At 40.0% G+C, this 19,391-nt stretch carries 32 protein-coding genes and 2 pseudogenes; 1 reads left to right on the forward strand and 33 read right to left on the reverse strand.

Features of this window, described 5'->3' with window-relative positions; translation table 11 throughout:
* From HMPREF2887_RS04405 to tgt, 33 genes and pseudogenes are all read right to left on the reverse strand, one after another.
* Positions 1 to 139, reverse strand: a pseudogene (locus HMPREF2887_RS04405) (sigma-70 family RNA polymerase sigma factor); the annotation flags it as partial.
* Positions 140 to 538: 399 nt separating this feature from the next.
* On the reverse strand, positions 539 to 925 hold the full coding sequence (rplQ, locus tag HMPREF2887_RS04410; protein WP_003026513.1) for a 50S ribosomal protein L17: 387 nt from the start codon (positions 923 to 925) through the stop codon (positions 539 to 541).
* An 11-nt stretch (positions 926 to 936) separates the two neighbouring features.
* Entirely contained in the window at positions 937 to 1,875 is a 939-nt protein-coding gene (locus tag HMPREF2887_RS04415) for a DNA-directed RNA polymerase subunit alpha (protein WP_021002169.1), read from the reverse strand.
* Positions 1,876 to 1,919: 44 nt separating this feature from the next.
* Positions 1,920 to 2,303 (reverse strand): 30S ribosomal protein S11, encoded by a 384-nt coding sequence (gene rpsK, locus HMPREF2887_RS04420; RefSeq protein WP_001118385.1) that lies wholly within the window; start codon positions 2,301 to 2,303, stop codon positions 1,920 to 1,922.
* A 19-nt stretch (positions 2,304 to 2,322) separates the two neighbouring features.
* Positions 2,323 to 2,688 (reverse strand): 30S ribosomal protein S13, encoded by a 366-nt coding sequence (gene rpsM / locus HMPREF2887_RS04425; RefSeq protein WP_002262317.1) that lies wholly within the window; start codon positions 2,686 to 2,688, stop codon positions 2,323 to 2,325.
* Positions 2,689 to 2,703: 15 nt separating this feature from the next.
* Positions 2,704 to 2,820: a 50S ribosomal protein L36 gene (gene rpmJ / locus HMPREF2887_RS04430; RefSeq protein ID WP_001808836.1), complete on the reverse strand. Its 117-nt coding sequence runs from the start codon at positions 2,818 to 2,820 to the stop codon at positions 2,704 to 2,706.
* A 24-nt stretch (positions 2,821 to 2,844) separates the two neighbouring features.
* The gene (gene infA / locus HMPREF2887_RS04435) at positions 2,845 to 3,063 is read right to left on the reverse strand and encodes a translation initiation factor IF-1 (RefSeq protein ID WP_001029883.1); all 219 of its coding nucleotides are present in this window, start codon (positions 3,061 to 3,063) and stop codon (positions 2,845 to 2,847) included.
* Positions 3,064 to 3,177: 114 nt separating this feature from the next.
* Positions 3,178 to 3,816 carry an adenylate kinase gene (locus tag HMPREF2887_RS04440; RefSeq protein WP_003026521.1) on the reverse strand — a complete coding sequence of 213 codons (639 nt, stop codon included), beginning with the start codon at positions 3,814 to 3,816 and terminating at the stop codon, positions 3,178 to 3,180.
* A gap of 242 nt (positions 3,817 to 4,058) precedes the next feature.
* On the reverse strand, positions 4,059 to 5,366 hold the full coding sequence (gene secY / locus HMPREF2887_RS04445; protein ID WP_003026523.1) for a preprotein translocase subunit SecY: 1,308 nt from the start codon (positions 5,364 to 5,366) through the stop codon (positions 4,059 to 4,061).
* A 12-nt stretch (positions 5,367 to 5,378) separates the two neighbouring features.
* Complete coding sequence (gene rplO, locus HMPREF2887_RS04450; RefSeq protein ID WP_049517058.1) at positions 5,379 to 5,819, reverse strand: 50S ribosomal protein L15; 441 nt, start codon at positions 5,817 to 5,819, stop codon at positions 5,379 to 5,381.
* Positions 5,820 to 5,979: 160 nt separating this feature from the next.
* Complete coding sequence (rpmD, locus tag HMPREF2887_RS04455) at positions 5,980 to 6,162, reverse strand: 50S ribosomal protein L30 (protein ID WP_003029471.1); 183 nt, start codon at positions 6,160 to 6,162, stop codon at positions 5,980 to 5,982.
* Positions 6,163 to 6,176: 14 nt separating this feature from the next.
* The gene (rpsE, locus tag HMPREF2887_RS04460; RefSeq protein ID WP_003029472.1) at positions 6,177 to 6,671 is read right to left on the reverse strand and encodes a 30S ribosomal protein S5; all 495 of its coding nucleotides are present in this window, start codon (positions 6,669 to 6,671) and stop codon (positions 6,177 to 6,179) included.
* Positions 6,672 to 6,689: 18 nt separating this feature from the next.
* Positions 6,690 to 7,046, reverse strand: a complete 357-nt coding sequence (rplR, locus tag HMPREF2887_RS04465) for a 50S ribosomal protein L18 (protein ID WP_003026531.1) — start codon at positions 7,044 to 7,046, stop codon at positions 6,690 to 6,692.
* A gap of 81 nt (positions 7,047 to 7,127) precedes the next feature.
* Complete coding sequence (rplF, locus tag HMPREF2887_RS04470) at positions 7,128 to 7,664, reverse strand: 50S ribosomal protein L6 (RefSeq protein WP_003026533.1); 537 nt, start codon at positions 7,662 to 7,664, stop codon at positions 7,128 to 7,130.
* 242 nt (positions 7,665 to 7,906) lie between these two features.
* Positions 7,907 to 8,305 (reverse strand): 30S ribosomal protein S8, encoded by a 399-nt coding sequence (rpsH, locus tag HMPREF2887_RS04475; RefSeq protein ID WP_003026535.1) that lies wholly within the window; start codon positions 8,303 to 8,305, stop codon positions 7,907 to 7,909.
* Between the two features lie 186 nt (positions 8,306 to 8,491).
* On the reverse strand, positions 8,492 to 8,677 hold the full coding sequence (locus HMPREF2887_RS04480; RefSeq protein ID WP_001085699.1) for a type Z 30S ribosomal protein S14: 186 nt from the start codon (positions 8,675 to 8,677) through the stop codon (positions 8,492 to 8,494).
* Positions 8,678 to 8,694: 17 nt separating this feature from the next.
* Entirely contained in the window at positions 8,695 to 9,237 is a 543-nt protein-coding gene (gene rplE, locus HMPREF2887_RS04485) for a 50S ribosomal protein L5 (protein WP_003026536.1), read from the reverse strand.
* A 23-nt stretch (positions 9,238 to 9,260) separates the two neighbouring features.
* Positions 9,261 to 9,566 (reverse strand): 50S ribosomal protein L24, encoded by a 306-nt coding sequence (rplX, locus tag HMPREF2887_RS04490; RefSeq protein ID WP_003026539.1) that lies wholly within the window; start codon positions 9,564 to 9,566, stop codon positions 9,261 to 9,263.
* A gap of 75 nt (positions 9,567 to 9,641) precedes the next feature.
* Positions 9,642 to 10,010, reverse strand: coding sequence for a 50S ribosomal protein L14 (gene rplN / locus HMPREF2887_RS04495; protein WP_003026541.1), 369 nt, complete (start codon positions 10,008 to 10,010; stop codon positions 9,642 to 9,644).
* A 25-nt stretch (positions 10,011 to 10,035) separates the two neighbouring features.
* On the reverse strand, positions 10,036 to 10,296 hold the full coding sequence (gene rpsQ / locus HMPREF2887_RS04500; protein WP_003026542.1) for a 30S ribosomal protein S17: 261 nt from the start codon (positions 10,294 to 10,296) through the stop codon (positions 10,036 to 10,038).
* 27 nt (positions 10,297 to 10,323) lie between these two features.
* Positions 10,324 to 10,530: a 50S ribosomal protein L29 gene (gene rpmC / locus HMPREF2887_RS04505; RefSeq protein ID WP_003026544.1), complete on the reverse strand. Its 207-nt coding sequence runs from the start codon at positions 10,528 to 10,530 to the stop codon at positions 10,324 to 10,326.
* Between the two features lie 9 nt (positions 10,531 to 10,539).
* Positions 10,540 to 10,953: a 50S ribosomal protein L16 gene (gene rplP, locus HMPREF2887_RS04510; RefSeq protein WP_003026547.1), complete on the reverse strand. Its 414-nt coding sequence runs from the start codon at positions 10,951 to 10,953 to the stop codon at positions 10,540 to 10,542.
* Between the two features lie 3 nt (positions 10,954 to 10,956).
* Positions 10,957 to 11,610, reverse strand: a complete 654-nt coding sequence (gene rpsC / locus HMPREF2887_RS04515) for a 30S ribosomal protein S3 (RefSeq protein WP_021002172.1) — start codon at positions 11,608 to 11,610, stop codon at positions 10,957 to 10,959.
* A 12-nt stretch (positions 11,611 to 11,622) separates the two neighbouring features.
* A complete protein-coding gene (gene rplV / locus HMPREF2887_RS04520; protein ID WP_003026550.1) occupies positions 11,623 to 11,967 on the reverse strand; it encodes a 50S ribosomal protein L22 in 345 nt (114 codons plus the stop codon).
* 14 nt (positions 11,968 to 11,981) lie between these two features.
* Positions 11,982 to 12,260 (reverse strand): 30S ribosomal protein S19, encoded by a 279-nt coding sequence (gene rpsS, locus HMPREF2887_RS04525; RefSeq protein WP_000533765.1) that lies wholly within the window; start codon positions 12,258 to 12,260, stop codon positions 11,982 to 11,984.
* A gap of 237 nt (positions 12,261 to 12,497) precedes the next feature.
* Entirely contained in the window at positions 12,498 to 13,331 is an 834-nt protein-coding gene (gene rplB, locus HMPREF2887_RS04530) for a 50S ribosomal protein L2 (RefSeq protein ID WP_003026553.1), read from the reverse strand.
* A gap of 17 nt (positions 13,332 to 13,348) precedes the next feature.
* A pseudogene (locus HMPREF2887_RS04535) lies at positions 13,349 to 13,649 on the reverse strand (50S ribosomal protein L23).
* On the reverse strand, positions 13,649 to 14,272 hold the full coding sequence (rplD, locus tag HMPREF2887_RS04540; RefSeq protein ID WP_003029483.1) for a 50S ribosomal protein L4: 624 nt from the start codon (positions 14,270 to 14,272) through the stop codon (positions 13,649 to 13,651). The pseudogene HMPREF2887_RS04535 and the gene rplD overlap by 1 nt, the downstream one beginning before the upstream one ends.
* Before the next feature lie 24 nt (positions 14,273 to 14,296).
* Positions 14,297 to 14,923 carry a 50S ribosomal protein L3 gene (gene rplC, locus HMPREF2887_RS04545; RefSeq protein ID WP_003029484.1) on the reverse strand — a complete coding sequence of 209 codons (627 nt, stop codon included), beginning with the start codon at positions 14,921 to 14,923 and terminating at the stop codon, positions 14,297 to 14,299.
* Between the two features lie 206 nt (positions 14,924 to 15,129).
* Entirely contained in the window at positions 15,130 to 15,438 is a 309-nt protein-coding gene (gene rpsJ / locus HMPREF2887_RS04550; RefSeq protein ID WP_002894478.1) for a 30S ribosomal protein S10, read from the reverse strand.
* Between the two features lie 339 nt (positions 15,439 to 15,777).
* On the reverse strand, positions 15,778 to 16,212 hold the full coding sequence (locus HMPREF2887_RS04555) for an FUSC family protein (RefSeq protein ID WP_037590408.1): 435 nt from the start codon (positions 16,210 to 16,212) through the stop codon (positions 15,778 to 15,780).
* A gap of 178 nt (positions 16,213 to 16,390) precedes the next feature.
* A complete protein-coding gene (locus HMPREF2887_RS04560; protein ID WP_003026561.1) occupies positions 16,391 to 17,032 on the reverse strand; it encodes a uridine kinase family protein in 642 nt (213 codons plus the stop codon).
* A complete protein-coding gene (tgt, locus tag HMPREF2887_RS04565; protein ID WP_057489831.1) occupies positions 17,033 to 18,175 on the reverse strand; it encodes a tRNA guanosine(34) transglycosylase Tgt in 1,143 nt (380 codons plus the stop codon).
* A gap of 178 nt (positions 18,176 to 18,353) precedes the next feature.
* Here tgt and HMPREF2887_RS04570 point away from each other — a divergent pair, with 178 nt between their 5' ends.
* The gene (locus HMPREF2887_RS04570) at positions 18,354 to 19,199 is read left to right on the forward strand and encodes a DUF975 family protein (protein WP_003026565.1); all 846 of its coding nucleotides are present in this window, start codon (positions 18,354 to 18,356) and stop codon (positions 19,197 to 19,199) included.
* Positions 19,200 to 19,391 lie beyond the last annotated feature (192 nt).

Consider the following 19,391-nt stretch of genomic DNA (forward strand, 5'->3'; position numbering starts at 1 on the left):
GATAGCGACTCACCAACTGATAGAGCACCAACATCCCCTCTTGTTCCCAATCGCTTAATTCCCACAGGTGGACATAATATTCCCTCCGACACTTCAGCACAATTCCTCTCACCTTGCCATATAACTCCTTGAACTCCATTTCCTTCTCCTTCCTTTTACTTACCTTTTAAGGATAACATGAAGGAGAACCCTTTGGTTTTCTGGTAGCTATTCTACTCTTTTTGGTTTCTATTTCGTGCTTCTTAATACACCTAGCTATCTCTTCAGATACTTTTACATACTTTTCAGCAGATAAAGTTAAAACTAGTAGCTGTGATAAATTCAGCATTATAATTCTGTAGTGAAGCATCGATTATGAAATTCTAAAAAACGCCTGCTTACGAAATTGTTTTTTTGTAAAAGCAATTTCGTAAACAAGCGTCTACGTTTCTTATCATAAGATGAGTGTTCCCGCTAGGAAAAATCCTAGCGGTAGACCAGAGCTAGACTAAGAGTAACATTACTCCATCATCATAACACTCAACAAAATTGATAAAAATTATACTAATTCAATGATTGCCATTGGAGCAGCATCACCACGACGTGGTTCAGTTTTAAGGATACGAGTATATCCACCGTTACGTTCTGCATAACGAGGAGCTAAATCAGAGAATAATTTTTGAAGAGCAGTAGTTGAAGTATACTTTTCTGTTTCTTCATCATAGTTTTCTGATGCAATTTCGTTACGAACAAAAGCTGCTGCTTGACGACGAGCATGCAAATCACCACGTTTACCCAAAGTAATCATTTTTTCAACTGTTTTACGGATTTCTTTAGCACGAGCTTCTGTTGTCACAATTGATTCGTTGATAATCAAGTCAGTGGTCAAGTCGCGAAGCATTGCTTTACGTTGTGAGCTAGTGCGTCCTAGTTTACGGTAAGCCATGTTTTCCTCCTTTATTTATCATTTTTTAATCCAAGACCGAGATCAGCAAGTTTTACTTTCACTTCTTCAAGACTCTTACGTCCTAGATTTCTTACTTTCATCATTTCAGGTTCAGTTTTTTCTGTCAAATCAAATACAGTATTGATACCAGCACGTTTCAAACAGTTGTACGAACGAACTGACAAATCTAATTCTTCAATTGTACGATCCAACACACGATCATCTGAAACTTTTTCTGTTTCTTTCATCACATCAGTAGATTTTGCTACTTCAGTTAAGTTAGTAAACAGGTCTAAATGTTCCGTTAAAATGCGCGCAGAAAGCCCTAGAGCATCTTCTGGAATAATCGTCCCATCTGTCATGATTTCAAGAGTTAATTTATCAAAACCATCATTGCTACCAACGCGAGCTGGTTCAACTTGATAATTAACTTTTTTCACCGGCGTATAGATTGAATCTACCGCAAGCGTCCCTACTGGTGCATCATCTTTTTTATTTTCATCAGCCGGTACATAACCACGACCTGTATTTACGGTCATAATAGCTTTTAAGCTAGCACCTTCACCAATTGTAAAGAGATAATGATCAGGATTTACAATTTCAATATCACTATCTGTCAAAATATCACCGGCAGTAATTTCTGCAGGACCTTCAACATCAAGCTCAATTGTCTTTTCGTCTTCGACGTAAGATTTTACAGCAATCCCTTTGGCGTTCAAAATAATTTGCATGACGTCTTCACGGACACCTGGAACTGTATCAAATTCGTGTAGAACACCTTCGATATTGATAGATGTCACAGCAGCACCTGGTAGAGATGCAAGAAGTACACGGCGAAGTGAGTTCCCAAGCGTTGTACCATAACCACGTTCTAGTGGTTCTACTACAAATATGCCATAGTCTTTATTTTCATCAATTTTTGTTATATTTGGTTTTTCAAACTCAATCATTTAGTTACTCCCTCTTAAACGAAAAGCAGTGTAATGGTTTATGATTATACACGGCGACGTTTTGGAGGACGAGCACCATTGTGTGGCACAGGAGTCACATCACGAATAGCTGTTACTTCAAGACCAGCGGCAGCAAGAGCACGAATAGCTGACTCACGACCAGAACCTGGACCTTTAACAGTAACTTCAACTGATTTAAGACCGTGTTCTTGTGCAGACTTTGCAGCAGCTTCAGATGCCATTTGGGCAGCAAATGGTGTAGATTTACGAGAACCTTTAAATCCAAGAGCTCCGGCAGATGACCAAGCAATTGCGTTACCATGCACATCAGTAATCATAACAATAGTGTTGTTAAATGTAGCGTGAATATGAGCAATACCAGATTCGATATTTTTCTTCACACGACGTTTACGTGTTGGTTTAGCCAAGACTTTTTACCTCCTTATATTATTTTTTCTTACCAGCAATCGCAACAGCTTTACCTTTACGAGTGCGAGCGTTGTTCTTAGTGTTTTGTCCACGTACAGGAAGTCCACGACGATGACGGATTCCACGATATGAACCAATTTCCATCAAACGTTTGATGTTTAAGTTTACTTCACGACGAAGGTCACCTTCAACTTTGATAGCATCCACTTCACGACGGATAGCGTCTTCTTGATCAGATGTTAAATCTTTCACACGAATATCCTCTGAAACTCCAGCAGCTGCTAAAATTTTCTTAGATGTTGGAAGACCAATACCGTATACATAAGTCAGTGAAACAACTACACGTTTGTCATTTGGAATATCAACTCCAGCAATACGAGCCATTTTTTCTCCTTTCTATTATCCTTGACGTTGTTTGTGTTTTGGATTTGCTGGGCAAATCACCATAACACGACCATTACGACGAATAACTTTGCAGTATTCGCAAATTGGTTTGACCGATGGTCTTACTTTCATTTCTTATCCCTCCAAGTATTTCGATTATTTAAAGCGGTAAGTGATCCGTCCACGTGTCAAATCATAAGGACTCATCTCGACAGTAACACGGTCTCCCGCTAAAATACGAATATAGTTTTTACGAATTTTACCAGAAACTGTTGCTAAAATCTGATGTCCATTTTCAAGTTCAACCGTAAACATTGCATTCGGCATTGTATCAACTACTTTGCCTTCAACTTCAATCACATCGTCTTTTGCCACGCAAAAGCACCCCCTAAATTTCGATTCATTCCTCTGAGCACAGAGGTAACAATTATAAGTCAGACTAATTCATTGTATCACTACTTGTCAAATATTGCAAGTGTAAAAACGCTTTTATTTTAACTTCAACAAGACTTTTTCAATATCTTTAAATACATCATCAATCTCTTGATTTCCTTGAATATCATAAACCAAGCTTTGAGAACGATAGTGCTCAATAATTGGTACTCCTTGAGCAATATTGACATCCAAACGACGTTTTACTGTTTCAGGTTTGTCATCTTCACGTTGGTAATAATCTTCTTCATTATAATCTGCTGGTGGATTAAATACTTTATGGAAAGTTTCTCCCGTTTTTTTATGAATAATCCGTCCACTCAAGCGCTCTAGTAGACTATTCGGATCTACTTCAATATTGACAACCCCATCCAAAACAAGACCAAGGGCAGTCAATATCTTATCCAACGCATAAGCTTGCTCAATGGTGCGTGGGTAACCGTCTAACAAAAAGCCTTTTTCTTTAATATCATCTTGTGATAGTCGTTCTTTGACAATTCCATTGGTCACTTCATCAGGTACTAATTCGCCTTTGTCAATGTATGATTTAGCAAGTACACCCATTTCAGTTTGGTTTGCCATAGCTGCACGGAACATATCCCCTGTTGAGATATGCGCAACACCAAATTCCTCAACGATTTTGGCCGCTTGAGTACCCTTGCCTGCACCTGGCAAGCCCATAATCAAAAGATTCATGATCCTTCTCCTTTTTTGTTTTTAAATAAATCTATTACAAATTCTTAATAAACTTGTTTAAAAACAAAATAGAAAGAGTGGGACAGACTTCAGAAAATCTATGATTTTCGATTTGCTCTCCCACCCCGCAACATAGTTGATTCAGGATGAAAACAAAAACTCATTTTCATCATCAACCACTGCGTTCGTACTTTAACGCAAATTGCTTTTGAAAGTATAGAATATCTTTCTTTACTCTGTTTCTATTCTGTTGTATTCATAAAGCCAGTATATTTTCTCTTCAGAAGGTAACCTTCAAGCTGTTTCATTCCTTCAATACCAGTTGCAATAATAATCAGCAAACTAGTACCACCTAAAGCAACAGCATCTGTCAATCCAAACAAATCTTTTGCTAAAATCGGTAAAATCGAAATAAAGCCCAAGAAAAGTGAACCAACTGTCGCCAGGCGGCGAAGCAGCTTGGACATGTATTCTTCTGTACCTTTACCCGGACGGACACCATGAATATAGGCACCGCTCTTTTGCAAATTCTCTGCAGTTTTCTCTGGATTAATTTGTACAAATGTATAGAAAAATGTAAACAAAATAATCAAGAGTGCATACATCACAATTCCGCTTGCGGTTGTTGTTGCAAACAAGGACTGAGCCACTCGAACCCACTGTGCATTATGACCTGTAGCTGTCAAGAATTGGAAAATAGCTGCGGGTGCGGCAGTAATTGAACTTGCAAAGATAACCGGAATAACACCTGCTGGATTGACCTTCAAAGGAAGGTATGAGCTAGAAGGCGCACCTTGCGCAATCTTTGTATACTGGATTGGAATTTTGTATTCTGCTTGTTGAACGAATGTTGTAAAGTAAACAATGAGCAAAACAGCTATAATCAGAATAGTCACAAAAATGATAGATGAAGTAATACGGCTGCTTGGTACATTGACAAAGTAGTCTACATATATACTCTTAATCATTCCTGGAATTGCTGCTACGATACCTGCAAAGATAATCATAGAAACACCATTACCATAGCCTTTATCTGTGATTTGTTCCCCTAACCAAGTCACAATCATAGAACCTGTTGTCAAAAGGAAACCAATCAGCAAATAAGTTTGCCAGTTAGGCGTTGCCACCAACTTAGCACTAGACAAGGTATGGAAACCTGCTGTAATACCGATAGATTGAACAAACGCCAAGACTAAGGCAATATAGCGCGTTGCTTGATTTAACTTTCTTCGTCCAACTTCACCTTGCTTGCCCCATTCTACAAACTTAGGTAAAATATCCATTTGTAGCAATTGAACAACAATAGAGGCGGTAATATACGGACTAACTCCCAATGCAAATACTGAGAAATTTCGCAAAGCATTACCTGACACAAGGCTGAGCATGTTTAGAAATGAAAGCCCATTAAGAGCTTCCAAGCTTTTTGCATTAACACCTGGAACAGTAATCGTCGTACCAATTCGAAATACCAATACAATAAAAATTGTAAAGAGAATTTTTGAACGAACCTGTTTGATTTTTAATGCATCTTTTAATAGTTTAAAAAACATAGGTCACCTCGCTTAGATGACTTCCACTGAACCACCTTTAGCAGTGATAGCTTCTTCGGCTGATTTAGAGAATTTAGCTGCCTTCACAGTCAATTTCTTTGTCAATTCGCCGTTACCAAGAATCTTAACACCAGATTTTTCAGCTTTTACAATTCCTGCTTCAATAAGGACAACTGGAGTTACTTCTGTCCCGTCTTCAAAAACATTCAATTGATCAAGATTTACAATTGCGTATTCTTTACGATTGATATTCAAGAAACCGCGTTTTGGCATACGACGGAACAATGGTGTTTGTCCACCTTCAAAACCAAGACGAACTTTACCACCACTACGAGCTTTTTGCCCTTTTTGACCACGTCCAGCTGTTTTACCATTACCAGATGAAGTACCACGACCAACACGGTTACGGACTTTACGAGAACCTGTAGCAGGTTGTAATTCATGAAGTTTCATTATATTTTTTCTCCTCTTTTGTAAAATGCTAGCGCTTATACTGAGAAAAAGGTGTTCCCAGTATAAACTCGCCTATACATATATTTAGTTTAAGGGGCTGAGAAAATCCTCTCATCCCCTAGTTTATTTCAATTTAAAGTTTTGTTAGCAAAATGATTACTTACTTAACTTCTTCAACAGTTACCAAGTGTGATACTGCTGTAATCATACCACGAACAGCAGCATTATCTTCCTTGATAACTGAGCTATTTAATTTGCCAAGTCCAAGTGCTACAACAGTTTTACGTTGTGACGGAATGCGTCCGATTGGAGACTTTGTCAAAGTAATTTTAATTTGAGCCATGTGAATCTCCTTTCTTATGCTAAGTCAGAAACTGAAATACCACGAAGGGCAGCAACTTCTTCAGCGCGTTTTAATTGTTTCAAACCTTCAACAGTTGCGCGAACGATGTTGATTGGAGTGTTAGAACCAAGTGATTTAGATGTTACATCTGCTACACCTGCCAATTCAATGACGGCACGAACAGCACCACCAGCAGCTACTCCAGCACCTTCTACAGCTGGTTTCAACAAGACACGAGCTCCACCAAATTCAGATGTTACTTCGTGAGGAATTGTTGTGCCAACCATTGGTACCTCAATTAGGTTTTTCTTTGCATCTTCAACGGCTTTGCGAATTGCTTCTGGTACTTCTTGAGCTTTACCAGTACCAAAGCCAACACGACCATTACGGTCACCAACAACTACAAGAGCTGCAAAACGAAGACGACGTCCACCTTTAACAACTTTTGTAACACGGTTAATCGCAACTACGCGTTCTTCAAGTTCAACTGCATTGTCTTTAAATGCCATTTTTTAGTGTCCTCCCTATTAGAATTTCAATCCGTTTTCACGAGCTGCATCAGCCAAAGCTTTTACACGTCCGTGATATAGATATCCACCGCGGTCAAACACCACTTCAGTAATACCTTTAGCAACTGCACGTTCAGCAACAAGTTTGCCGACAACAACGGCTTGTTCAGTTTTAGTTCCTTTTGAAACTTCTTTGTCAAGAGTTGAAGCGCTTGCGAGCGTTACACCCGCTACGTCATCAATTACTTGAGCGTAGATGCCTGTATTAGAACGGAATACGTTCAAACGTGGGCGATCAGCAGTTCCAGAGAGTTTTCCGCGAACGCGACGATGGCGTTTTTGGCGGACTTTATTTTTATCTGGTTTCGAAATCACAATTTTCACCTCTTAATTTTATTGTGTGCTTAAGCACAAAGTTGGAAATAAATATCTTGGTTGAAAAACAACCTTATAACATTATTTACCAGTTTTACCTTCTTTACGGCGAACGAATTCACCAACGTAGCGGATACCTTTCCCTTTATATGGTTCAGGAGCACGCAAGCTACGGATATAAGCAGCAGTTTGTCCAACTACTTCTTTTGAGATTCCGTTCACAACAATAGTCGTTGGATTTGGAAGTTCAAAAGTAATACCTTCAGGAGCTTCCACTTCATCTGGATGAGATTTACCAACTGAAAGTACCAATTTTTTACCTTGAAGTTGAGCACGGTATCCAACCCCACGCATTTCAAGTTCTTTCTTGAATCCTTCTGATACACCATGAACCATGTTGTTCAAAAGAGCACGAGTTGTTCCGTGGATTGTTTTCATTTCTTTTGTATCGTTTGGACGGTGAAGAGTTAGTTCAGTTCCTTCCACACGAATATCAATATCTTTAGAGAACGTACGAGTGAGTTCTCCTTTAGGTCCTTTTACAGTTACGACATTGTCTTTGTTTGTCAATTCGACACCAGCAGGCAATACGATAACTTTATTACCAATACGTGACATGTTATTTTTTCTCCTGTTAAATTGTCAGGTCGTCCGAGGACGGCCAGTTTTCACGGGGGAACTATCATAGCAGTTTGTATGATAGTTCTAACGTTTTATTCAAATATATCATTCAAATTAGTTTTGCCAATCTGAACACGAGCTACGGCCTGTGTGAAAAAGATAAATCTATCTTGAATGCAGGCATTCATCGCTAGATTTCCTATTTTCACTTTGTCCGTCACGCTCTTTGTATCATGCAATTACCAAACGTAGGCGATTACTTCCCCACCAACATTCTTTTGGCGTGCTTCTTTGTCAGTCAACAAGCCTTCAGATGTTGAGATAATCGCAATTCCAAGTCCATTCAAGACTTTTGGAAGATCTTCACATTTTTTGTAAACACGAAGTCCTGGTGTTGAAACACGTTTCAAACCAGTGATAACTTTTTCACCGTTTTGACCGTATTTAAGGAATACACGAATAACACCTTGTTTATCATCTTCAATGTACTCAACGTTCTTCACAAAACCTTCGCGTTTAAGGATTTCAGCAATCCCTTTTTTGATATTTGATGCAGGTACTTCTAGCACTTCATGTTTTGCTTGATTCGCATTACGAATACGTGTCAAAAAGTCTGCAATTGGGTCAGTCATAACCATTTTGTTTTTTCTCCTCTTACTAGTAGTTTGATAATTCACTTGCTAGTTAATGATTGAGCTAGGCTCAGAATATTATTTTATTTATAGGTTTCATTTTCTAAGTGAGTCTAGGCATTCGCTCGCAAGCATAACTTAGGTTAGACAAGAGCGAATAACGACGACTCACGGCGAAAATGGAAGCTATAATTACCAAGAAGCTTTGGTAACGCCTGGAATTTGTCCTTTGTATGCTAACTCGCGGAAGCAAACACGGCAAAGTTTAAACTTGCGGTAAACTGAATGTGGACGACCACAACGTTCGCAACGAGTGTAAGCTTGCGTAGAGAACTTCGCAGGGCGTTTGTTCTTAGCAATCATTGATTTTTTAGCCAATTTATTTACCTCCTAGATTATTTTGCAAAAGGCATTCCAAGGCCTGTAAGCAATTCACGTGATTCTTCATCCGTGTTAGCAGTTGTTACAATAACAATGTCAAGACCACGAGTCTTGTCAACATCATCAAAGTTGATTTCTGGGAAAATCAATTGTTCTTTCACACCAAGTGTGTAGTTTCCGCGTCCATCAAATGATTTTGTTGGAACACCGTGGAAGTCACGAACACGTGGAAGTGATACAGTAACCAATTTATCCAAGAATTCATACATGCGTTCGCCGCGAAGAGTTACCTTAGCACCAATCGCTACACCTTCACGAAGACGGAAGCCGGCGATAGATTTTTTAGCTTTAGTGATAAGTGGTTTTTGACCTGAGATAAGAGCAAGCTCTTCAGCAGCTTTTTCAAGATTTTTAGCGTTTGATACAGCATCTCCAACACCCATGTTCAAAACGATTTTATCCACTTTTGGCACAGCCATAACAGATGAGTAGTTAAACTTTTCAGTCAAAGCAGGAACTACTTCATTAAGATATTTTTCTTTTAAACGATTAGCCATTATACTTCTCCTTTCCTTCGTGATTAGTCAAGCACTTCGCCTGATTTTTTATTGTAACGAACTTTTTTGCCGTCTACAAACTTGTAGCCAACACGCCCTGCAACACCATTTTTGTCCAACACTTGAACGTTAGATACATGGATTGGTGCTTCTTTTTCTACGATAGCACCTTGAGGGTTTTCGTTATTCGGTTTTTGGTGTTTCTTGATGATATTTACACCTTCAACAACAACTTTATTTACTTTTGGAAGTGCGGCAACGACTTTAGCTTCAACGCCTTTGTCTTTACCAGCAATCACGCGAACTTTATCGCCAGTTTTTACAAACATTGGTTTCTCCTTTGATTTCTTACGCCCTGATGGGCACCCTATCTATCAAAGATAGGGGACTTAGTTTGTTTTTGATTAAAGTACTTCTGGAGCAAGTGAGACGATCTTCATAAATCCACCTTCACGCAATTCGCGTGCTACTGGACCAAAGATACGTGTCCCGCGAGGTGTTTTATCATCACGGATAATCACTGCAGCATTTTCGTCAAATTTGATGTATGAACCATCTTTGCGACGAGCACCTGATTTAGTACGAACGATAACCGCTTTTACAACGTCACCTTTTTTAACCGCACCACCAGGAGTAGCTTGTTTTACAGATGCAACGATGACATCGCCAATGCTAGCGAATTTACGCTTTGAACCACCAAGAACTTTGATTGTCAAGATTTCGCGGGCACCGCTGTTGTCAGCAACTTTCAAACGAGTTTCTGTTTGAATCATTTAAGTTTTCTCCTTTCTGGTTTGATTAGATAATAACTGCTTCTTCTACAACTTCTACAAGACGGAAGCGTTTTGTAGCTGAAAGCGGACGAGTTTCCATGATACGAACAATATCGCCTTCTTTAGCGATGTTATTTTCATCATGCGCTTTGTATTTTTTAGAGTAGTTAATACGCTTACCATAGACTGGGTGGTTACGTTTTGTTTCAACTACAACTGTGATTGTTTTATCCATCTTGTCAGAAACGACGCGTCCAACAAGCGTTTTACGTTGATTACGTTCCATTTTAGAATTTCTCCTTTCCCAAGTCTATTATTTCATTTCTGATTGAACAGTTTTGATACGAGCGATTTGCTTTTTCACTTCTTTCAAGCGTGCAGTTTGTTCTAATTGACCTGTTGCTGCTTGGAAACGAAGTTCAAACAATTCTTTCTTCAATTCTCTTTCACGCTTCGCGAGTTCTTCTTGAGAAAGACCACGAAGTTCTTTAACAAATTCTTTTACTTCATTAAGTTTCATGCCTTCTCCTTATTCTGCTTCACGTTTTACGAATTTTGTTTTAACCGGTAATTTGTGGCTTGCAAGACGAAGCGCTTCGCGAGCAACTTCCTCAGGCACACCACCGATTTCAAACATCACTTTACCACGTTTAACTGGTGCAACCCAACCTTCTGGAGCACCTTTCCCAGATCCCATACGAACCCCGATAGCTTTGGCAGTGTATGATTTGTGTGGGAAGATTTTAATCCAAACCTTACCACCACGTTTCATGTAACGCGTCATAGCGATACGAGCAGCTTCGATTTGGCGGTTTGTGATCCAATGGCTAGTAGTTGCTTGAAGACCATATTCTCCAAATGCCACTTCCTTACCACCTTTAGCTTCACCGCGCATTTTACCACGAAATTCGCGACGGTGTTTAACACGTTTAGGTACTAACATTGGTTATTTACCTCCTTTAGTGTTTTTACGAGCTGGAAGAACTTCTCCGCGGTAAATCCAGACTTTAACACCAAGTTTACCGTAAGTAGTATCTGCTTCTTCCCAAGCGTAATCAATATCTGCACGAAGCGTATGAAGCGGAACAGTTCCTTCAGAATACCCTTCACTACGAGCAATATCAGCACCGTTCAAGCGGCCAGATACTTGAGTTTTAATTCCTTTAGCTCCCGCACGCATGGTACGTTGAATTGCTTGTTTTTGAGCACGACGGAAAGCAACACGTTGTTCTAATTGGCGAGCAATTCCTTCACCAACAAGATGAGCATCCAAATCTGGTGATTTGATTTCAATGATGTTGATGTGGACTTGTTTACCAGTCAATTTGTTAAGTTTTGCACGAAGTGCATCAACGTTTGCTCCACCTTTACCGATAACCATACCTGGTTTAGCAGTGTGAAGAGAAACGTTTACTTTATTTACTGCGCGTTCGATTTCAATAGTTGAAACAGCTGCGTCAGCTAATTCTTTTTGAACGAATTTACGGATTGCAAGATCTTCATGAAGGTAATCCGCGTATTCTTTTTCAGCATACCATTTGGCATCCCAGTCACGGATGATACCGACACGCATACCTATTGGATGTACTTTTTGACCCACGATTTTACCTCCTTATTTTTCTGCAACGACCACTGTGATGTGGCTAGTGCGTTTGTTGATTGGTGAAGCTGAACCTTTTGCGCGTGGACGGAAACGTTTCATTGTTGGCCCTTCGTTTGCGTAAGCTTCAGATACTACCAAGTTTGCTTTTTCCAAACCAAAGTTGTTTTCTGCATTAGCGATTGCTGAGTTCAACACTTTTTCGATAATGCCAGCAGCTTTGTTTGGAGTGAATTTCAAGATTGCGATTGCGTCAGCGACGTCTTTCCCGCGGATATTGTCAAGAACTAGACGAGATTTACGAGGTGAAACGCGCACTGTACGAGCCATTGCTTTAGCTGAAGTAATTTCTGCCATGTTTTTCTCCTCTCTTATCTACGTGTCTTCTTGTCGTCAGCAGCGTGACCTTTGTAAGTACGAGTTGGTGCAAATTCACCAAGTTTGTGTCCTACCATGTCTTCTTGGATGTAAACAGGAACATGTTTACGTCCATCATAAACTGCAATTGTATATCCGATGAAACTTGGGAAAATCGTTGAACGACGTGACCAAGTTTTGATGACTTTTTTCTTTTCGTCATTAGCTTGAGCTTCAACTTTTTTCATCAAATGCTCATCGACGAAAGGTCCTTTTTTAAGACTGCGTCCCATTTTTATGTTTTCTCCTTTAAAATATGTACCACAACGGCTTGCACTGACAATCAGCGCTACCGAGCTGGCGGAATTTTGCGAGTTAGCTCGTTAATTATAAGTATGTAACAACTCACGAGGGGCAGTGGTTGATTGCTAGTTAGCTATAGCTACAAGCCTTGCTACACATCTAATCAACTTTGCCAAGGTTTCGCAACGAAGTTTGGTAGCTAAACCGCCAAACTTCTGCTCAGCCGCCTATTTCTCGTTGCGACGACGAATAATAAGTTTGTCGGATTTCGCTTTCTTGTTACGAGTTTTAAGTCCAAGAGCAGGTTTGCCCCATGGAGTAGATGGTGCTTTACGACCAACTGGTGCTTTACCTTCACCACCACCGTGTGGGTGATCGTTCGGGTTCATTACAGAACCGCGGACTGTTGGGCGGATGCCTTTCCAGCGGCTGCGTCCAGCCTTACCAAGGTTAACCAATCCATGTTGTTCATTTCCAACAACACCGACAGTTGCACGGCAAGTTCCAAGAATCATGCGAACTTCGCCTGATTGCAAACGAACAAGAACATATTTACCTTCTTGTCCCAATACTTGGGCAGAAGCTCCAGCAGCACGTACCAATTCACCACCATGTCCTGGTTTCAATTCAATATTATGAATCAATGTACCAACTGGGATATTAGCAAGTGGAAGAGCATTTCCGACTTTAATATCCGCTTCTGGTCCAGAAACGATGCGTTGACCAACTTCAAGACCTTTAGGAGCGATGATGTAAGCTTTCACACCGTCAGTGTAATGTACAAGAGCGATGTTTGCCGAACGATTTGGATCGTATTCAATTGTTTTAACAACTGCTTCAACACCGTCTTTGTTACGTTTGAAGTCAATCAAACGGTAATGGCGTTTGTGTCCACCACCTTGGTGACGAACCGTGATACGACCGTTGTTGTTACGACCAGCTTTGTTGTTCAAAGAAACAAGCAAAGTTTTTTCTGGAGTGCTCGTTGTGATTTCAGCGAAATCCAAAGAAGTCATATTACGGCGACCATTTGTAGTTGGTTTATAAACTCTGATTCCCACGATATTTCCTCCTTAGATTATTCTGCTTCAGCACCGAACAACTCGATTGCTTTAGAATCAGCTGTAAGAGTGATGATAGCTTTTTTAGTTTTGTTTGTAAAGCCAGTATAACGCCCTACACGTTTTGCTTTTGGTTTTACATTGATTGATTGTGTTCACGTTTGCAACCTTTACTCCATCAAAAGCAGCTTCAACTGCTTGTTTGATAAGAAGCTTATGAGCACGAGTGTCCACCTCAAATACGTATTTACCCTCTTCAAGAAGAGCCATTGAGCTTTCTGTAATGATAGGCTTTTTGATTACGTCATACAAATTCATTATGCAAGAACCTCCTCGATTGTAGAGATAGCTTCTTTAGTAACAAGAAGTTTGTCGCTATTTACGATGTCAAGAACACTTGCAGTTGTTGCAGTTGCAACTTTCACATTTGGAAGGTTACGAGCTGAAAGTGCAGCAAATTCATTTCCTTCTTCAAGAATTACAAGTACTTTTGAATCAATGCTAAGCGCAGCAAGTACTTTCGCAAACTCAGCAGTTTTTGGAGCTGTAAATGAAAGGCTGTCTACAGCTACGAATTTGTTTTCAGCAACTTTTTCAGAATAAACTGATTTAAGTGCCAATCTACGAACTTTTTGTGGAAGTTTGTAGGCATATGAACGAGGAGTTGGACCAAATACGGTACCACCACCACGCCATTGTGGAGAGCGAATAGAACCTTGACGCGCACGTCCAGTTCCTTTTTGACGCCATGGTTTGCGTCCGCCACCTGATACTGCAGAGCGGTTTTTAACAGCGTGAGTTCCTTGACGAAGACTTGCACGTTGACTGATGACAACATCAAATACAACTGATTCATTTGGTTCGATACCAAACACTGCATCATTAAGAACTACTTCACCAGCTTCTTTACCAGTTTGGTCAAATAATTTTACGTTTGCCATTGTGACTGATTTCCCCTTTCCTTATTATTTACCAGCTTTAACTGCTGATTTGATCGTGATAAGAGATTTCTTAGCACCAGGTACGTTACCTTTGATAAGGATAACGTTTTTCTCTGGAACAACTTGTGCGATCTCAAGATTTTGAATCGTCACACGGTTGCCCCCCATACGACCTGCCAAGTGTTTATTTTTGAAAACACGGTTAGGCGCAACTGGTCCCATTGAACCAGGACGACGGTGATAACGAGAACCATGAGCCATTGGCCCACGAGATTGACCGTGGCGTTTGATAACACCTTGGAAACCTTTACCTTTTGAAGTTCCTGTTACATCAACAACATCGCCGGCTGCGAAAGTGTCAACTGTAATTTCTGCACCAACTTCTAAGCCTTCAATGTTTTTGAATTCACGAATGAAGCGCTTAGGAGCCGTGTTAGCTTTTGCTACATGTCCTTTAGCAGGTTTGTTGCTCAATACGTCACGAAGATCGTCAAAACCAACTTGAACTGCGTTGTAACCATCTGTTTCAACTGTTTTCACTTGAAGAACAACGTTTGGAGCTGCTTCAACAACAGTCACAGGGATTAATTCGCCAGCTTCAGTGAAGATTTGAGTCATTCCCACTTTTTTCCCTAAGATTCCTTTTGTCATGAGAAAATGTTTCCTTTTCTATATTTTTTCAAAAAGTTTTTAACGAGCGTTTTTTATGCTCAAGATTAAGATATTAAGGGCGTTAAGAGAGTCTGGCAAAAATAGGAAACTGACGCAGTGTTCGACGAACACTAGGAAGTTCATCTTTTTTGCAGAGCTCTTAGCCCGTATTCAGTTAAGCCCGAATACTTTTACCTTGCATCTGATTATAGTTTGATTTCTACGTTCACACCACTTGGAAGATCCAACTTCATCAAAGCATCAACTGTTTTTTGAGTTGGGTTGATGATATCAATCAAACGTTTGTGTGTACGCATTTCAAATTGTTCGCGAGAATCTTTGTATTTGTGAGTCGCGCGAATGATTGTGTAGAGGCTACGTTCAGTCGGAAGTGGGATTGGTCCTGCAACTTCTGCACCTGTACGAGTAGCAGTTTCTACGATTTTTGCAGCCGCTGTATCAAGTGTACGATGTTCGTATGCTTTCAAACGGATACGGATTTTTTTGTTTGCCATCTTTTTCTCCTTTTCGTCTATTTAAGATAATAGGCTAGCTCCACAAGAAAACCGAGACGCCATTGCGTGGCAATGCAACCGAGCGTGTCGCAACCTCTTGCATCAAAGCTACAGACTGTTTTTCACAGCACCATAATAGAATAACACAAAGATTCAATGATTGCAAGGGATTTGAGAATTTTTTTTGAGATTTTTTTGACAAAAAGAGACTTCGCAAGACAAAAAACGAATTTAGCTCAGCGAATAGTTAAAAAAACAGAGAAAACTTGCTAATTTCTCTGGTTCATGTTTTCTAAATAATGAGTATTGAATATTATTTTTTGTCTTGCTTTATTGGTACTATATACCCCAAGCAACAATCGCTCCGTAGATAGTGGATAACAGTCTATTTGCTGCGTAAAGCAAGTCTCCTTTTCCCATAATCGCAACAATCAATAATGTTAAAACTGCAATTCTCGCTAAGAAAGGAGGTAAGACAACTGATTTGCTAACATATAGAGTTCCAAGAATAGCTAACATTAACAGACAGAATAACGTTATCTTACTTGGGATGAAATGATAACAGTAAATCAGAAGAACAGCCGCTAGACCACCTATCAAAGTTGCTAAAATCCGATGATATCCACTCTTTTTGCTGGTCAGACCCTCTTCCTGTACACACAGCAAAGCCGAAAAAGAAGCTGGTAAAATACCTAAAAAAGGAATGAGCCAGGCACTTACAATACAAAACATAACTGAGACAACGATTTTAAAATCGAGTGAATTTAATTTCATTTTTATCTCTTTGATTATTTGTTCTAATTGTAACACTAAACCAATCAATCGCAAAGAACATTTCCCAAACAAAAACACCACTAACATGATGTAGTGGCATTTGGGAGATTATGAAAAAGAAAAGTTTTAGGATAAATATAGAATAACTTTTCAACCTTAAAACTAGCTTAACGTAACTTTATTTTTTAAAATAGAGATTTTTAACCTTAAAAGTATTCCCCGATTGACAGACCAATATATCTGCAAGGTCTTGATAAGGTCTATAATAACGCTCGTATTGCTCACGACGTGCTTGGTGCGTTCTCTCAATCCACTCAGGCTGCCGATTGCGTACTGCTACATCACGAGATAAGCGACGCTCTAATTCCGTTGCTGCATCGGTGTAAAAACAAATAGACAAATCAAACAGCTCTTTCGGCAGAAAAGCAACTGACATGCCTTCCACAATTAGAATTGGTTTTTCCGCTGAAAGTCGCTGACTTGGTGCCCAAGGCTGGTCAATCGTCACTATATCGCAGCCAGATTGCAAAGCTCTTATATCACGTTCCAAGCTCTTCAATTCATGAGCCACTGGAAGACAGGCTGTCACTTTTTGCTCAGGAAATTCTTTAACCGCCAGCAAGTCACGATATTCCCCGTCTATTATATAAAGATCAGCCACAAGCAGATTAACTCGCTCTCGCCCCAGACTTTCTACTAAACGTTTGGCAAAAGTAGATTTTCCAGAAGCACCGTGTCCGTAAATCGCAAGAGTATGTTTTTTCCCATCCAGCAAATAATTCTTGACTACTTCTACTAACGACTTCTCACCGTGATTCATCTAGAAATTCCTCTTTGAATGATTGTAACCATAGCACTCGATGAAATCTTCACGAAATTCAAGCAAATTGTCATCTAGAATAGCTTGGCGGACATTTTTCATCAGATTGATGAGGAAATAGAGATTATGATAGCTGGTTAGGCGGAGTCCAAAGGTTTCATCAGCTTTGAGCAAATGACGAAGATAAGCGCGCGTATAGTTTTTGCAGGTGTAGCAATCACAGTTATGATCGAGCGGTGTGAAATCCTCTGCAAATTGAGCATTTTTCACGACCAAACGCCCCTCACTGGTCATGCAGGTACCATTTCTGGCAATTCGTGTTGGTAGCACGCAGTCAAACATATCCACACCACGTATTACCCCGTCAATCAGACTGTCTGGCGCTCCAACTCCCATGAGATAGCGAGGCTTGTTTTCAGGCAGCATCGGAGTTGTAAAGTCCAATACGGCATTCATCTCTTCATGAGATTCACCTACAGCTAAACCACCAATAGAATATCCTGGAAAATCCATACTAACCAAATCATGGGCTGACTGGCGGCGCAAATCTTCAAAACCAGCACCCTGCACAATCCCAAAGAGACCCTGGTCATGCGGACGGCGATGCGCTTTGAGTCCACGCTCTGCCCAGCGGCTGGTCCGCTCAATGGATTTCTTGACATAATCGTACGGTTGATAGAACTGCGGGCATTCATCAAAGGACATCATGATGTCACTGCCTAGATTGTTTTGAATAGAAATGGCCTTTTCTGGGGAGAGAAACATTTTTGCGCCGTTCAGGTGATTCTTGAAGGTCACCCCTTCTTCGGTGATGTTACGGCTGTCTGCCAAGGAATAAACTTGAAAACCACCGCTGTCTGTCAGAATAGCCTGATCCCAGTTCATAAATTTATGAAGTCCACCAGCACGCGCAATCAGCTCATCACCCGGCCGCAACCAGAGATGGTAGGTATTGGATAAAATAATCCCTGAACCCATTTCTTTGAGTTCTTCTGGCGACTGGGTCTTGACGGTCGCCTGGGTTCCAACCGGCATAAACATGGGAGTTGGAAAAGTGCCATGCGGCGTGATAATTTCTCCCAAACGAGCACCTGTATGCTTCTCTTTTTTAATCAAACGATATTGAATCGGTGAATCTGACATTTTTACCTCCGATACTGGGAAAAACAGTCCCAGACCTTCATTTTACAGTGTGTGAATTCATTTGACTCACAACATCCTGTATGATTTTATCAAAAAAAGGAAGAAAGATAAAGTAGATAAAAACTTTTCTTTCTCTTAGAAGAATATGGTATAATATTTTTCAATATAGGAGGCAAATATGAACTTAAGTGAATTGCGAGCAGAAGCTCGTCGTATCCAACGCCAAACCAAGGGAATCTACGCACTCTTTTTAGTGCCAATTGTGACTGCGATTGTTTCCGTTGTTTACAATTATTCTTCAGACACCTTGTCCAATAATATCTTACAATATGGCATCCAAAATACGGTTGTCCACGGGATCAATCGCTCATTGTTCCCAGTAGCGATTAGTTTTATCGTATCTTTCTTTTTAACTGCTGCCTTTTGGACCTTACTGGAAGTCATTCGTGGAAAACGACAAGAGGTGCATTTTTCAGATTCCATTCGGACTTTTGACAGTAAAATAATCGGTCCTGTTTTCATGACGCTTTTGCTCAAACGCGTATTGCTATTTCTGTGGAATATTTTCGTCTGGATTGGGAGCGGCATGATGATTCTTGCTAGTTTTAGTATCATTAAACTCCTCCCCAATTCTCAAGATATCTCACAAAACGTTGCGCTTCAAACAACTATTGGAACTTTATTGCTCTACATTCTTATCGGTTTTCTCTTGATGATTATAGGCGTTCTGATTGCACTCCCTCAGTACTATGCCTATTCTCAAGTGGAATTTATCCTCTTTGACAGCTTGGAAAACAATAGCTACGATGGCGCCTTTAAAGTAATCCGTGCGAGTCGTCAGATGATGAAAGGTTACAAGGGAAAGAGATTTGTTCTTGATTTAACCTTTATCGGTTGGTACTTGCTAAGTGCCCTTACTTTTGGAATTGCTTCTATTTATGTTTATCCCTACGTTTATACAGCTCAGACTCTTTTCTATGAAGCTGTCAGAAAGGAAAAAGAACAAATTCCGATTTTTTCTTAATTTTTCTAACTCTGAAAAATAAAATTAACCTCACAAAGACTTGGACAGTTGTTCAGGTCTTTTAAGTTCATTCTATTTTTATCTCGCACAATCACTCAACTAACGCGCAGTATCATAAACTCTACACAAAAAAGCCACCAATTGGGTGACTTTATTAGGGAGATTATTATGAAAAAGTTTAGGATTTCTATC

It is taken from the genome of Streptococcus sp. HMSC071H03 (assembly GCF_001813035.1).
GTDB lineage: Bacteria > Bacillota > Bacilli > Lactobacillales > Streptococcaceae > Streptococcus > Streptococcus anginosus.